15 protein-coding genes are annotated in these 12,551 nt (G+C 66.0%); 6 read left to right on the plus strand and 9 right to left on the minus strand.

What is annotated here, in order from left to right:
• The 3 genes from NWFMUON74_RS03870 to NWFMUON74_RS03880 are packed head-to-tail and all read right to left on the minus strand — an operon-like array spanning position 1 to position 3,823.
• Complete coding sequence (locus NWFMUON74_RS03870) at positions 1 to 1,749, minus strand: ABC transporter ATP-binding protein (protein WP_187686622.1); 1,749 nt, start codon at positions 1,747 to 1,749, stop codon at positions 1 to 3.
• Positions 1,746 to 2,027, minus strand: a complete 282-nt coding sequence (locus NWFMUON74_RS03875; protein WP_187686623.1) for a P-loop NTPase family protein — start codon at positions 2,025 to 2,027, stop codon at positions 1,746 to 1,748. The genes NWFMUON74_RS03870 and NWFMUON74_RS03875 overlap by 4 nt, the downstream gene beginning before the upstream one ends.
• The gene (locus tag NWFMUON74_RS03880; RefSeq protein ID WP_232110825.1) at positions 2,024 to 3,823 is read right to left on the minus strand and encodes an ABC transporter ATP-binding protein; all 1,800 of its coding nucleotides are present in this window, start codon (positions 3,821 to 3,823) and stop codon (positions 2,024 to 2,026) included. The genes NWFMUON74_RS03875 and NWFMUON74_RS03880 overlap by 4 nt, the downstream gene beginning before the upstream one ends.
• A gap of 137 nt (positions 3,824 to 3,960) precedes the next feature.
• Here NWFMUON74_RS03880 and NWFMUON74_RS03885 point away from each other — a divergent pair, with 137 nt between their 5' ends.
• Positions 3,961 to 4,524: a TetR/AcrR family transcriptional regulator gene (locus NWFMUON74_RS03885; protein WP_187686624.1), complete on the plus strand. Its 564-nt coding sequence runs from the start codon at positions 3,961 to 3,963 to the stop codon at positions 4,522 to 4,524.
• A 272-nt stretch (positions 4,525 to 4,796) separates the two neighbouring features.
• Here the strand turns inward: NWFMUON74_RS03885 and NWFMUON74_RS03890 are convergent, their stop codons facing one another.
• Both NWFMUON74_RS03890 and NWFMUON74_RS36815 read right to left on the minus strand, forming a co-directional pair.
• Positions 4,797 to 4,994: a hypothetical protein gene (locus tag NWFMUON74_RS03890; RefSeq protein ID WP_187686625.1), complete on the minus strand. Its 198-nt coding sequence runs from the start codon at positions 4,992 to 4,994 to the stop codon at positions 4,797 to 4,799.
• A 111-nt stretch (positions 4,995 to 5,105) separates the two neighbouring features.
• Positions 5,106 to 6,257 (minus strand): hypothetical protein, encoded by a 1,152-nt coding sequence (locus NWFMUON74_RS36815; RefSeq protein WP_187686626.1) that lies wholly within the window; start codon positions 6,255 to 6,257, stop codon positions 5,106 to 5,108.
• 149 nt (positions 6,258 to 6,406) lie between these two features.
• On the opposite strand from NWFMUON74_RS36815, the gene NWFMUON74_RS03900 reads away from it, so the two are divergent.
• The 5 genes from NWFMUON74_RS03900 (at position 6,407) to NWFMUON74_RS03920 (ending at position 9,958) form a co-directional block, all read left to right on the plus strand.
• Positions 6,407 to 6,778 (plus strand): ArsR/SmtB family transcription factor, encoded by a 372-nt coding sequence (locus NWFMUON74_RS03900; RefSeq protein ID WP_187686627.1) that lies wholly within the window; start codon positions 6,407 to 6,409, stop codon positions 6,776 to 6,778.
• Positions 6,775 to 7,869, plus strand: a complete 1,095-nt coding sequence (gene arsB / locus NWFMUON74_RS03905; protein WP_269475316.1) for an ACR3 family arsenite efflux transporter — start codon at positions 6,775 to 6,777, stop codon at positions 7,867 to 7,869. Before NWFMUON74_RS03900 ends, arsB begins: the two co-directional genes overlap by 4 nt.
• 73 nt (positions 7,870 to 7,942) lie before the next feature.
• Positions 7,943 to 8,371 carry an arsenate reductase ArsC gene (locus NWFMUON74_RS03910; protein WP_187686628.1) on the plus strand — a complete coding sequence of 143 codons (429 nt, stop codon included), beginning with the start codon at positions 7,943 to 7,945 and terminating at the stop codon, positions 8,369 to 8,371.
• Between the two features lie 271 nt (positions 8,372 to 8,642).
• Entirely contained in the window at positions 8,643 to 9,320 is a 678-nt protein-coding gene (locus tag NWFMUON74_RS03915) for a class I SAM-dependent methyltransferase (RefSeq protein ID WP_232110826.1), read from the plus strand.
• Positions 9,321 to 9,370: 50 nt separating this feature from the next.
• Positions 9,371 to 9,958 (plus strand): class I SAM-dependent methyltransferase, encoded by a 588-nt coding sequence (locus NWFMUON74_RS03920; protein WP_187686629.1) that lies wholly within the window; start codon positions 9,371 to 9,373, stop codon positions 9,956 to 9,958.
• Between the two features lie 71 nt (positions 9,959 to 10,029).
• On the opposite strand, the gene NWFMUON74_RS03925 is transcribed toward NWFMUON74_RS03920, so the two are convergent.
• The 4 genes from NWFMUON74_RS03925 to NWFMUON74_RS03940 all read right to left on the minus strand — a co-directional run bounded on the left by NWFMUON74_RS03925 (position 10,030) and on the right by NWFMUON74_RS03940 (position 12,263).
• Positions 10,030 to 10,380: a DUF3703 domain-containing protein gene (locus tag NWFMUON74_RS03925; protein WP_187686630.1), complete on the minus strand. Its 351-nt coding sequence runs from the start codon at positions 10,378 to 10,380 to the stop codon at positions 10,030 to 10,032.
• Positions 10,381 to 10,420: 40 nt separating this feature from the next.
• Positions 10,421 to 11,146, minus strand: coding sequence for a cation efflux transmembrane domain-containing protein (locus NWFMUON74_RS03930; RefSeq protein ID WP_187686631.1), 726 nt, complete (start codon positions 11,144 to 11,146; stop codon positions 10,421 to 10,423).
• Positions 11,146 to 11,475, minus strand: a complete 330-nt coding sequence (locus NWFMUON74_RS03935; RefSeq protein WP_187686632.1) for an ArsR/SmtB family transcription factor — start codon at positions 11,473 to 11,475, stop codon at positions 11,146 to 11,148. Before NWFMUON74_RS03935 ends, NWFMUON74_RS03930 begins: the two co-directional genes overlap by 1 nt.
• A gap of 575 nt (positions 11,476 to 12,050) precedes the next feature.
• Positions 12,051 to 12,263 carry a hypothetical protein gene (locus NWFMUON74_RS03940; protein WP_187686633.1) on the minus strand — a complete coding sequence of 71 codons (213 nt, stop codon included), beginning with the start codon at positions 12,261 to 12,263 and terminating at the stop codon, positions 12,051 to 12,053.
• Positions 12,264 to 12,551: the final 288 nt, after the last annotated feature.

Genomic DNA, 12,551 nt, shown 5'->3' on the forward strand with positions numbered 1-12,551 from the left:
TCAGGCGTGCTGGGTGATACGCCAGCTCCGCGCTCGATGTGCATGCCCCAGGAGACGAGCGTAATAACTGTCGGTGGCTCGCAGTTGTTGTGGCGTACCGGTTTCGGCGATGCGGCCGGATACGTCGAGAGTGACGATCTGATCGGCAGCATCGAGGGTGGCCGGCCGGTGCGCGATGACGACGACGGTGCGGGCGGGATCACCGGCGAGTTCCGCGATGGCACGGCTGATGGCGTGCTCGTTCTCCGGGTCGAGGGCCGAGGCGGCCTCGTCTATCAGGACGATGGGGGCGTCCTCGAGCAGGGCTCTGGCGATGGACACCCGTTGCCGTTCCCCTCCGGATAGTGCGGAACCGCCTTCGCCGACGCGGGTGTTCCAGCCGTCGGGCAGCCGTTCCAAGAGATCCTCGAGGCGGGCGGCGCGGGCTACCCGTTCCAGGTCCTCGGCCGTTGCGTTCGGCTTCGCGATCCGTAGGTTTCCTTCGATGGTGTCGTCGAAAAGGTATACGTCCTGGAAGATGATGGCGATATGTCCGAGCAGGGTGGCTGGGTCGTAGTCGCGGACATCGACGCCGCCGATACGCACCGTCCCGCTGTCTGTGTCGAAGAAACGCGCGATCAGTTTCGTGATGGTGGTCTTCCCTGATCCGGAAGGTCCGATGAGCGCTGTGGTGCTGCCCGCCGGGCAGCGGAATCCGAGCCCGGTGACCGCGGGTTCAGCGCCACCCGGGTAAGTGAAGGTCACCTCGTCGAATTCGATATCCGCCGTGGCTATTTCCCGATGTGGAGTGTGTCGTGCCGGCAGCGTCGGCGTGTCCAGGAGTGTGCCGACCCGGCCGACGGCGTTGTCCATCGCATGCAGTGCGCCGATCAGTTCGATGAGGTTGCTCAACGGCTCCAGGAACCGGACAGCCAGGACGAGCAGTGCGATGGCCTCGGGGACGCCGAGTGAGTCCTCGAAGAGCAGAGCCGTGGTGAGCAGCAGTACGGCGAGGAAGCCTGTCAGCACCACAGCGGTGTAGGTGAGGTCGGGCACCATCGCGCGCCGGAGTCCGCGCTCGTAGACCCGCCGGTGTTCGTCCAGGGATCGCAGCATCGGTGCGGATCCGGTGCGGGCCCGTCCCGCCGCGCGCAGGACCGGTTGCGCCTGGCCCAATTCGATGGCTCGGCCGGCGATCTCCGCCGCGGCTCGTTCGAGATCTATCTCCACCGCCGAGTTGATCCGGCCCGCACGGCGTAGCGCGGTCAGCGCGATGGGCAGGACGAGTGCGAACAGAACGGAGATCCGCCAGTCGACCGCGGCCGTGACAGCGACAATGGTCAGCGGGGTGAGTATCGCGGTGATCGCGGGCCCTCCGGTGCTGACGGCGAGTTGGCCGATATTTCCGGCATCCGCGGTCAGTGCTCGGGTCAGCCGGGACTTGTTCTCCGGAGCGAACCAGCCGAGCGGCAGCTGGGCGGCATGCTGTACGAGACGATGCCGTAGCTGTCCCGAGACCTCGGACGCTGCCGTGAATCCGATAGGGGTCGCGACGACAGTAAGTGCGCCGTACACGAGTAGACCGATCGCCGCGGCCACCAGCCATGGTGCCGCTTCGGTGAAGTCGGGTTCCGGCTGCACCAAGGCTCGTAAGATGGGGATGAGCGTGCCGAGCAGCAAACCCTGGAGAACGGCTTGGGCGGCGTTGAGCGCGCCGAGGCGCGCAATCAGTCGCGGGTGCGGGACCAGCGAATATAGGTGGCGAATCATAGGGTTGTTCCTGTCTGCCAGGCGCGGTACGCACGGGCGAAAATTCCGTCGAGTTGCAGGAGTTCAGCGGCCGTGCCGCGTTCGGAGAGTCGGCCGTCCTGGAACACCGCGAAGGTTTCGGCGGTTCCGGTAGTCGAGGTGATACAGATCGTCAGTCCGTGCACCAGGCCACTCAACGCGGATTCGGGCGCGCATGTGGTGGTGTCGTCGGCGGGAAGGACGACCAGCGCGGCGCCGGGCAACCGCGGCAGTACTGCGAACGGCCGGTAGCGAGTCATCGGCCCTCTTCGTTGTGCTGCGTCCGCCACATTCGTGCGTACAAGCCGTCGAGGCGGAGCAGTTCGGCGTGTGTACCGCGCTCGGTGACTCGGCCGGCGTCGAGCACAAGGATCTGGTCGGCGGCGGCGATGGTGTGGAGGCGATGGGCGATGACGATCACCGTCTTGTCCTGCACCAGGCTCGATAAGGCTTGCTGGACAGCGGTTTCGCTGTCCGGGTCCAGGGCAGCGGTCGCTTCGTCGAGGATGACGATCGGCGCATCGGAAATGATCGCCCGGGCGATGGTCAGACGTTGACGCTCACCACCGGACAGATCGGCACCGTCACCGAGCACAGTGTCGTAGCCGAGGGGAAGTGCTTCGATGACATCGTGTATCCGGGCTGCGCGTGCGGCATTACGAACAGCCTCGTCGTCTGCGCCGGGCGCGCCGATGCGAATGTTCTCGGCGACGGTATCGCGTAGCAGTGCTACGTCTTGGAAAACAAGTGACAGTGAGGCCAGCAAAGCGCTGGAACTCATCTCGCGGATATCGACCCCGCCGATCCGGATCGCGCCCTGCGTGACGTCGTAGAAGCGGGGGATAAGGCCCGCAAGGGTCGATTTCCCCGCGCCGGAGGGGCCGACTACGGCTGTGACGGTCCCCGGTTCGCACACCACAGTGACAGCGTCCAACGCCGGGCTGCGGCCGTCGTAGGAGAAGGTGACTCGGTCCAGCTCCACTCGGCTGCCGTTCGGGATCTGCGGCGTGGTGGTTTCGGGAAGCGGAGTGCGGGTCAGCAGCGACTCTATGTTCTGTGCTGCGCTGCGTCCCTTGCGAAGACCTTGCGAACCGTGAATGGCAGGGTTGATCGCCGTCGGAAGGCCCACACCGACAATGAGAAACGGCAGAACATCAGCCATGGCTGCCGAACCGGTGTACACCAGCGCGATCCCGGCTCCACCCAGAACGGCGAGCAGTGTCATCTCCGAGGCGAGCAGGCGTGCGAATGCCGTGCTGTATCGCGTTTCGTTCGCCCACGCGGCCAGCGCGTGGGCATGTTCGGTGATCGCCTCGTCGAATCGCTGTTGAATGCGTCCACCCGTCCCGGCGGCCTTGACGACCGCGATGCCGTCCGCGAATTCCACACCGGCCGCGCCGATTCGGGCTTCGGCGGCGAGCAACCGTTCCATATGTCCGGTCATCGACCGCATGGCCACCCGGTAGCTGATCCCCAGCAGCGCCAGTGCGCCGACAGCGACCGCTGTGAGGGTCGAGTCGACGAAGACCAGGTAGGTCACGCCGATCGCGACGGAGACCACAGCGCCGACCATCTCTCCCAGCGCGTGCGCGATGAGCTGGTGCATCTCCTCGAGGTCATTGGTCATCCGTTTGTTGACCTGTGCAGATCCGCTGGTGCGGAACCAGCCCAACGGCAGCGAGCCGAGATGGCGCACCATCCGTACTCGCAGTTCGTGCAGGAGTTTCGCGTCAGCGAAATGACCGAGTCGCGACGACCCGTAGACAAGCAGCAGGCGAAGTGCGGCGCCGAGGGCGCCGATCATCGCCCATGTCCAAGCCATCGGGGAAGAATTCTCCAGCCCCCGGTCCAGCACCGTCCGAGCGGTTTCCGCGACCGCAATATAGGGAACGACGCCGCACGCCGACGCGGCCGCGGATAGGGCCGCGCACCCGATCAAGTGGGCACGAACCGGTTCGAGCAGGCGCGTCAGCGCCCCGACCGGCGCGAGTCGATTACGCGGTGGCTCATCGGGCGGGCTTTCCGAGGGCATTGCGGGCGAGATGGTGGTGGTCATGATCCTCCGTGTCCTAACTTGCGACTGACCGTCAGTCAGTACGGTATTAGGCAACCCTCACCAAGGCAAGCGCGACCGAGGTCGCGACGGCTTGCGGAATGCGGCTCGGTAGTATCGGGCCGGCGAAGGGAGCGACTGTGACCCGGACGAAACCGCCGGCGCAGCGGCGTGGTGAGCTACTGGACGCGGCGGAACAACTGCTGGTGAACAAGGGCGTGGACGCATTCACCGTCGACGACGTCACCGTCAGCGCCGGAGTCGCCAAAGGTACTTTCTACCTGCACTTCTCTAATAAGGCCGACCTGCTCAACGCCCTGCGTGACCGCTACGTACGCCGATTCGCCGACACCCAGCTCGCGGCCGCCCGGCGAGTTGCCGGAGTCGCCGGCATCGAAGAGTGGATGCGTGCGGGAGTAAGCGAGTATCTGCGCGAAATCAGGTTGCACGATGTCCTGTTCCACCCGGCTACCTACGACCGCGAAGCGCCGAACCCACCCGTCGAAACGTTGACCCAACTACTCGCGGAGTTGCGGCCGGCCCCGCCCGACCCGCTGGCGACCGCAGTGATTCTCTACTCGGCGATGCACGGAGCGACCGACCATATCGCGCACAAGCCCGACGACGAGAATCGCATGCTCGACGCGCTGACCCAGCTCTGCCGAGATCTGCTGGCGCCTGGGGGAAGCAGACCGAGCAAGTAGCTCGGTGCATGAATATGCCCGGGCGGTGAATCTTGCGAGAGCCTTGCCTTCTGTTTCCCAGGATCGAACCAGGGCAACCGTTTAGCCTGCGCATCGTCGGTTCTGTTGCTGATTGGTCGCGGATTGAGAAATCAGGTTGACTTGAGGAAATGTCATCGTACGTTGTGCCCCCGGCGGGGCTCTATAAGGATGGGACCGGTGTCGACCAGCGGTTTTCGTGGGGGACGTTGACGATCGAAGCGGGTTTCGGCTATTCGACGTCGGGTTGATCGTTATGGATCGGTCGATGGTGGATCGTCGGTGGTTGAGGCTTGTGGATGGGCCTGCCATTGGGTGATCTCGAGTAAGGCGCTGGCTTGTTGGCGGGCGAGGCGTTCGCCGTCGATGACGTGGATCTGGAAGGTGGCGGTCGGTTCGGGGCGCGGCGTCGTCGGGGGTGGGGTGTGTGCAGGGTGGGTCTGCTCGGTCATAGCCGTCATTGTGCGTTGAGAGGAGACAGGCGGTTACGGGGTGGCGGGCGAAGGGTTTACGAGCTGTGGGTTGGGAAGGGTTCGGTGAGGCGTCGCGAGTGGCGAAATTCTTCAGGATCCGGTCGGCCCGGCGAACTCGCCGATCTGCCATGTCGGGCCGCGCAGTGTGACGAAGAGGTCGACCCATCCGGCTTCTTGTATCTGTTGGCCGAACGGGCCGATTGTTTCCCGTTGCTCGGCTGACCGGTTGGCGTAGAACATTGCTTCGGGGAAGTTGTCGAAGACGAATCGGATACACGACAGTGGCAGTGAATGGACCGAGGCTCCGGGTGGGGTGGAGTCTTCGGTGGGTCCAGCGAATCCCGACCCGTGGACTGTGTCGCCTGTCGCGTCGAGGACGCCGACGATTTCGAGATAGCCGGCTGGGAATTCGCCCCCGCCGTCAATATCGGATTGGTTGTCTTTTGCCCGCCATACCGTGAATGTCACGTCAGGAAGTGTGTCGAACTTGAAGGTCGTGTTCGCAACGTCGTCTCGGGATTTGTCGAATACCGGTGCCGGGCCGACGACATCGCCTGCCTGGAATCCGTCGAGCGTCCCCAGCAGGGGAGCCGCTGTCGACCGGGGGACTTCTCGCCCGCTGCGACGCAGCGTTAGAAGAAGTTCCTCGGCGATGGTCCGCACGGATGCGTAGATTGGTGTCGGGATCGGTTCAGCCTCGGGGGCACCGGCGCCGAAGCGTTCGAATCCTGCGCTGTTCGAGTGTATGAGCGCGTGGGTCGTCTCGTTCAGCCGATCGATATGGGCCCCGCCGTCCTTGTTCGTGAGAGCCAGGACAAGGTCCTTCCGGCTGAATTCGGCACCGTTGGCGTCGAGGAGAACGGGGCGACGCCACCAGTCGTCGAAGCTTACGTAACGAGTCGAGTTGGACTGTTCGATCTGATCAGCGGTTCTTGCCAGGAAAGTGATCCTGTCATCGTGACCGATGCCCATGGTCGTCAGTCCGGGGCTACGAGCGACGATGTTCGGATCGCGGTCGATGACCGGAGCGCTGTCTGCCCACCGGAGGCTGTCTTTGATCCCGAGTTGGTCCAGCAGGCTGTGACTGGCGCTGGTGTCGTGGACCAATACCCTGATGACGAGGGCGATGCGCTTCGATTCGGGTAGTTCACCCCCGTCGAAAGCAGTGGCCGAGCTGGCAAGGAAGCGCAGTTGCTCGGACAGATCCTTCTCGAGATCACGATCGCGAGGGTGAGTACTCACAACGCAACGATCGCACGAAAAGCGTAGATGGCAATCCCCCGGCCCGCCCGTCGAAGACACAGCCGTCACGAAGGGGGAGGACGGCCTGGGAGCTGAGTTCATCCGGTGTTCGCTTGGCCGACGGTATCGATTGCTGTCAATATCGATGTATGTCGAAGTCGGAGTGGTCGCTCGGTGTGAGTGGGGCGTGTGAGGCTGGGCCGCTGGTCCGTCAGCCGTTGACCGGTGCGGATGCGGAGGAGCTGGCGGGGGTGTTCAAGGCGTTGTCGGATCCGGTCCGGTTGCGGTTGTTGTCTGCGATCGCTGCTCGGTCGGGTCGGGAGGGGTGCGTGTGTGATGTGTCCGATGGGTTCGACGTGTCGCAGCCGACGATCTCTCATCATTTGAAGGTGCTGCGCGAGGCGGGCTTGCTGACCAGTGAGCGGCGGGCGTCGTGGGTGTACTACCGGGTGGTGCCCGACGCATTGCAGCGGCTGTCGCAGGTGCTGGCGGTCGAGGCCGGATTCGAGGTGACCGCGTGACCGCTACCGCTGAACACCCGGCGGTGGTGGGGAAGCTGTCGACGCTGGACCGGTTCCTGCCGGTGTGGATCGGTGCCGCGATGGCCGCTGGGCTGCTGCTCGGGCGGCTGGTTCCCGGTCTCGGCGATGGGTTGAGCGCGGTCGAGGTGGATGGGATTTCGCTGCCGATCGCGGTTGGGCTGCTGGTGATGATGTATCCGGTGCTGGCGAAGGTGCGCTACGACCGCCTCGACACCGTGACCGGCGACCGCGGCCTGCTCCTCGGGTCGCTGGTCTTGAACTGGGTGATCGGCCCGGCGTTGATGTTCGCCCTGGCCTGGTTGCTGCTGCCGGACCTGCCCGAGTACCGCACCGGTCTGATCATCGTCGGTCTCGCGAGATGTATTGCGATGGTGATCATCTGGAATGATCTGGCGTGCGGTGATCGTGAGGCCGCGGCGGTGCTGGTGGCGTTGAACTCGGTGTTCCAGGTGGTCATGTTCGCGGTGCTGGGCTGGTTCTACTTGTCGGTGCTGCCGGGCTGGCTCGGGTTGGAGCAGACCTCGATCGATGCCTCGCCGTGGCAGATCGCGAAATCGGTGCTGATCTTCCTCGGCATTCCACTGCTCGCCGGGTATCTCACCCGCCGCCTGGGCGAGCGCGTGAAGGGCCGCGCCTGGTACGAGTCCACGCTGCTGCCCAGGCTGGGGCCGTGGGCGTTGTACGGGTTGCTGTTCACGGTCGTGATCCTGTTCGCGTTGCAGGGTAAGCAGATCACCTCGCATCCGGTCGATGTGGTGCGGATCGCGGTCCCGTTGCTGGTGTATTTCGCGGTGATGTGGGGCGGCGGCTACCTGCTCGGCGCGGTGCTGCGGCTGGGGTATGCGCGGACGACGACGATGGCGTTCACCGCGGCGGGCAACAACTTCGAACTCGCGATCGCGGTGGCGATCGCCACCTACGGCGCCGCGTCCGGCCAGGCCCTCGCTGGCGTGGTGGGCCCGTTGATCGAGGTCCCGGTCCTGGTCGGCCTCGTCTACGTCTCCCTCGCGTTACGGAAACGCTTCTCTGCCACCTCGTCCGCTGTCGAACCGTCCGGAGCCTCGTCATGACCGACAGTCGTCTCGCACGCGCCGATCAGGTGCGCGACACCGTGCTCGTCTAACCGGAAGGGGCTGGCGCGCAATGATTTCCGCATCAGTTGGGTCGGGGAAGCCGAGTGTGTTGTTCGTGTGCGTGCACAACGCGGGCCGGTCGCAGATGGCGCAGGGATTCCTCACCCGTCTGGCCGGGGATCGGATCGAGGTCCGTTCGGCGGGCTCGGCGCCGGCGGAGTCGATCAATCCGGCCGCGGTCGAGGCCATGCGCGAGGTCGGTATCGACATCACCGCCCAGTCTCCGAAGGTCCTCACAGCAGGCGCGGTGCAGGCGTCGGATGTGGTGATCACCATGGGGTGCGGTGACGCCTGTCCGTACTTCCCGGGAGTGGATTACCGCGATTGGGCCCTTGACGACCCCGCCGGTCTCGGGGTGGCGGCGGTGCGGCCGATCCGCGACCAGATCCGCAAGCTCGTCGAAGAGCTGGTCGCCGACCTGCTCCCCGACGACACCTGACACCGGCCGAGCACGCCGTGGCTGCCCACTCGGCTTCCTGTGCGGCCGGTGGCGAGGTCTCGTCGACCGCTGCTCATCTCGGTCTTGCGGGCCGACCATGACATCCAGTGCGATGCACGAAGGGGTCCGACCGCGTCTGCGACGCCGTCGCCTTGTTGTCGGCCGCCGGGGCGCGGCCGAGTCCGTCCGGCACCGCGGTGCTGTCCTGCCGGATGATGGGTTGGCCTTGCTCGTCGGCACGGTCCAGTAGGCGGTGGTCGATACTGGGTGTGTGACGAGCGCAGACGTGCAGGAGCCCGGGGAGCACGAGCTGGGTGAGGTGCAGCGGAGGCATTGGCAGGCCACCTACGAGGCGAACCCGGAAATGTACGGGCAGGCACCGTCACAGCCCGCGATGCAGGCAGCCGAGGCGTTCGCGGCTGCGCAGGCGCACCGGGTCCTCGAACTGGGCGCCGGGCACGGCCGCGACGCCCTGTATCTGGCCCGAGCCGGATTCGCCGTGCACGCAACGGATTTCAGCGAGACGGGGCTGGAGCAGCTGCGCGCTCGCGCCGAGGCCGAGGATCTTACCGAGGTCACCACGGCGATGGTCGATGTCCGTAAGGCGTTGCCGCTGCCGGATGAGTCGGTGGACGCGGTGTATGCCCACATGCTGCTGTGTATGGCGTTGTCGACCACGGAGATCCGCGCTCTGGTCGCGGAGGTCCGGCGGGTGCTGCGGCCCGGCGGGGCACTGTTCTACACCGTCCGTCATACCGGTGACGCGCACTACGGTGCCGGGGTCGACCACGGTGACGACATCTACGAGCACGGCGGGTTCGCGGTGCACTTCTTCTCCCGACAGCTGGTCGACGACCTCGCCGCCGACTGGAAACTCCAGCAGGTCAATGAGTTCGAGGAAGGCGCGCTGCCGCGACGGCTGTGGAGCGTCGTGCAGACCCGGCCCTGATCGCGCCGATCGCCGCACCGGTCTCGACCGGGCGCGGTAGCGTGGCGGCCATGACCGCGGTGGTGCGCATGCTCTACACCCTCGCCTACCGGCTCAAGATCACGCCGTGGGACACCGGGCGGCCGCCGCGGGAACTGGTGGACCTGGTCGAAGGCCCATCCGCGCTCACGGCGGGGCGGGCGTTGGATATCGGGTGCGGCACCGGCACCAACGTCGTCTACCTCGCTCGTCACGGCTGGGATACCACCGGCCTCGATCTCGTCGGCCCCGCCGTCGCCGCCGCGCGCCGCAAGGCGGAAGCCGCCGATGTCGACGCGGTCCTGGTCGAGGCCGACGTCACCCGGCTATCCGATCTCGATCTCGGTGACCGGTTCCAGCTGATCCTCGATCTGGGCTGCTACCACAGCCTGTTCCCGGCCAGTCTGCGCGAGGACTACGCCCGCGCGGTCACCGCGGTCGCCGCGCCGGGGGCGACGTTGCTGCTCTACGGGTTCCTGCCCGGCCGCAAACCCGCGCACACCGTGACCGGTGACGAACTGCGGCACCGGTTTCCCGGCTGGCAGCTCGTCGGCGAGGACGCCGGCACCAACTGGCTGCCGACCACCGCCTTCCGCCTGCGCCGAAACCTCAGCGACTGAGAAATAGCACCGACCCGGGTGCCGTTGCGCGGCGGTCCGGTTCGCGCCCGCGCGTTCGACCGGCCGGATCGCTAGGCGACGCGGGCCCGCAGGAGTGCTTGCAGGTCGGCGGGCAGCGGCATCGGCTGGCGCAGGCCGACGGTGGCGCGGCCGGTGTTGCCGTCGGGGTAGCGGCCCGACAGCGATCCCGGTGCGGCCACGACGATCCGGAGGATCTGGCCGAGCGCTTCGCGGCGGTCGCGCTGGCGGACCGCGAGAGTGAGCATGGCGACGTGGTTGCGGGTGTGCGGCCAGAGATCGGGCTGAGACAGAATGTGCGCGCGCTCGAGATGCACCCACCGGTGGTCCGGGACGGGAGCGTGCTTCGCCGCTCGCAACTCGTCGTGGCAGGCCCCTCTCGCCGCTTCCGGAATCCGGGACATCACAACACCTTTCAGGAACGAAGGGGGTGAAAGGGGGTGGTCAGTCGCAGCAGTCGCAGTCGTGCCCGGCCCGCTGTTGCCCACCGGCCGTGCCGAGAGCGGTGGTGGGTGCGGGGCAGCAGGCGTCGCCGCGCCAGGCGCTGATGCCTTCCCGCACCGCGATCGCCGCGATCACGAGCGCGGCGATCGGATCCGCCCACGACCACCCGAACAGGCTGTTGACCAGCAACCCGGCCAGCAGCACCGCCGACAGATACGTGCACAGCAGGGTCTGCTTCGAATCGGCGACCGCCGACACCGAGCCGAGTTCGCGCCCGGCGCGGCGTTGCGCGGCCGACAGCACCGGCATGATCACCAGACTCGCTGCGGCCAAACCGATCCCGACCGCCGAATGCCGGGCCTCGCCAGCACCGAGCAACCCGCGCAGCGAGTCCACGGTCACATACGCCGCGAGGGCGAAGAACGAGAACGCGATGATCCGCAGCGCCACCTTCTCCCGCGCCTGCGGATCGCGGCCGGAGAACTGCCACGCCACCGCCGCCGCGGAAGACACCTCGATCACCGAGTCCAGACCGAACCCGATCAACGCGGTCGACGACACCCGTGCACCCTCGGTGAGCGCGACCACGGCCTCGACGACGTTGTAGGTGATGGTCGCGGCCACGAACCAGCGAATCCGCCGCCCCAGCACCACCTTCCGCGACGCCGACGGCCCGGGGACCTGGACGGCCGAGGGCAGCGACGGCATCCCCAGCGGCACCGACATCAGCAGCACCCGTCCGTGTCCGAGGCCGGGCAACACGCCGGATCGACCGCCAGCACCAGCTCAAGCAGATCACCCAGCGCAGTCGCGATGCGCTGATCGGCCAGCTCGTAGCGGCTCCGCCGCCCCTCCGGAGCCGCGACGACCAGACCGCAACCACGAAGACACGCAAGATGATTCGACAGAATCTGCCGCGACACCCCGATCCGCTCGGCCAGCTCCGACGGATACGCCGGACCAACACGCAAGCTCAACAGGATCTGAGTGCGAGTCGCGTCCGACAACGCGTGCCCGAACCGGGTCAGCGCGTCACGCTGCACTACGGCTTCCACTCATCCGATAATACAGTTTCCCGTGTATTCATCAATGTCTGAACCGTTTGAGTGTTCCGCCCTGCGCGGACGCTATCCGGTCTCTCGTCGCGGAACTCGAGGGCGGGCAAGGATCCCGATCCCGTCGGTGTCAGATTCGCGCGGCCACCGCCAATGCCAGGTTCGCACGCCTACCGGCCTGGAGATCCGAACTCGCGCTGTTGCCGAAATGAATATCGCGCAGCCGTGAGCGGTCTAGGTTGTGCTGCGTCGCAATTCGCGCGTAGTCGAGCGTCTGCCTTCCGTTCAACCCATCTACCAGCTGTGTTAGCTGTCAGCAACCCCGGATGATTCGAACCTGCGACACGTGAGCTGGGGTTTCTTGTCCACAGGAATTCCTTTACCGCGCAAGTACTTGTTTGACCTGCGCGAATACTTGTCCCTCCGGTGCCCCCGGCGGGGCTCTATAAGGATGGGACCGGTGGCGACCAGCGGTTTCGCTGGGGGACGTTGACGATCGAAGCGGGTTTCGGCTATTCGCCGCGGGATTGACCATGTTCGTCGGTTGGTAAGCCGGTCGGTTTTAGTGGGTCGTGCTACGGGTCGGTCGGTGGTGCGTCGTCGGTGGTGGGGGCTTGTTGGCGTGCCTGCCATTGCGCGATCTCGAGGAAGACGCTGGCTTGTTGGCGGGCCAGGCGTTCGCCTTCCTCGCCGTCGACGACGCGGATCTGGAAGCTGGCGGTCGGTTCGGGGCGCTGCGCGTTCGTGGGATTGGCTTGGTTGTGTCGTGGTTTGGTCGGCTCGGTCATAGCTTCAGTGTGCCGAGGGAGAAGCGGCTGCGGGAATAGTTGGCGAGTAGTTTGCGGACCAGCAGGGCGTGGTCCGACCGTCCGCGCCAGCATGCCGCTGCGCTCGATCACCAAATGCGTGTCAGTGACAATGACCGCCGCCCCGGACCCTCTGGCAATGAGACAAGCCACCCTCCCTGAACTCATTGAGTGGGGCAGTATCCGAGCCGTGCGACACGGAGACCGCCGCGGCCACCCTGCAACGTGCTTCAGCCGCGCGAGCACCAGCCGACAGGGTTCGGGCGAGGT

Origin of the sequence: Nocardia wallacei (assembly GCF_014466955.1) — a bacterium.
GTDB classification, from domain to species: Bacteria; Actinomycetota; Actinomycetes; order Mycobacteriales; family Mycobacteriaceae; genus Nocardia; species Nocardia wallacei.

Coding starts and splice junctions, on each gene's coding strand:
- NWFMUON74_RS03920 (WP_187686629.1), top strand. CDS start 9,371: ATGACCGCGGTGGTGCGCATGCTCTACACCCTCGCCTACCGGCTCAAG.
- NWFMUON74_RS03890 (WP_187686625.1), bottom strand. CDS start 4,994: ATGACCGAGCAGACCCACCCTGCACACACCCCACCCCCGACGACGCCG.
- NWFMUON74_RS03910 (WP_187686628.1), top strand. CDS start 7,943: ATGATTTCCGCATCAGTTGGGTCGGGGAAGCCGAGTGTGTTGTTCGTG.
- NWFMUON74_RS03880 (WP_232110825.1), bottom strand. CDS start 3,823: ATGACCACCACCATCTCGCCCGCAATGCCCTCGGAAAGCCCGCCCGAT.
- NWFMUON74_RS03870 (WP_187686622.1), bottom strand. CDS start 1,749: ATGATTCGCCACCTATATTCGCTGGTCCCGCACCCGCGACTGATTGCG.
- NWFMUON74_RS03940 (WP_187686633.1), bottom strand. CDS start 12,263: ATGACCGAGCCGACCAAACCACGACACAACCAAGCCAATCCCACGAAC.
- NWFMUON74_RS03930 (WP_187686631.1), bottom strand. CDS start 11,146: ATGTCGGTGCCGCTGGGGATGCCGTCGCTGCCCTCGGCCGTCCAGGTC.
- NWFMUON74_RS03900 (WP_187686627.1), top strand. CDS start 6,407: ATGTCGAAGTCGGAGTGGTCGCTCGGTGTGAGTGGGGCGTGTGAGGCT.
- NWFMUON74_RS03875 (WP_187686623.1), bottom strand. CDS start 2,027: ATGACTCGCTACCGGCCGTTCGCAGTACTGCCGCGGTTGCCCGGCGCC.
- NWFMUON74_RS03925 (WP_187686630.1), bottom strand. CDS start 10,380: ATGTCCCGGATTCCGGAAGCGGCGAGAGGGGCCTGCCACGACGAGTTG.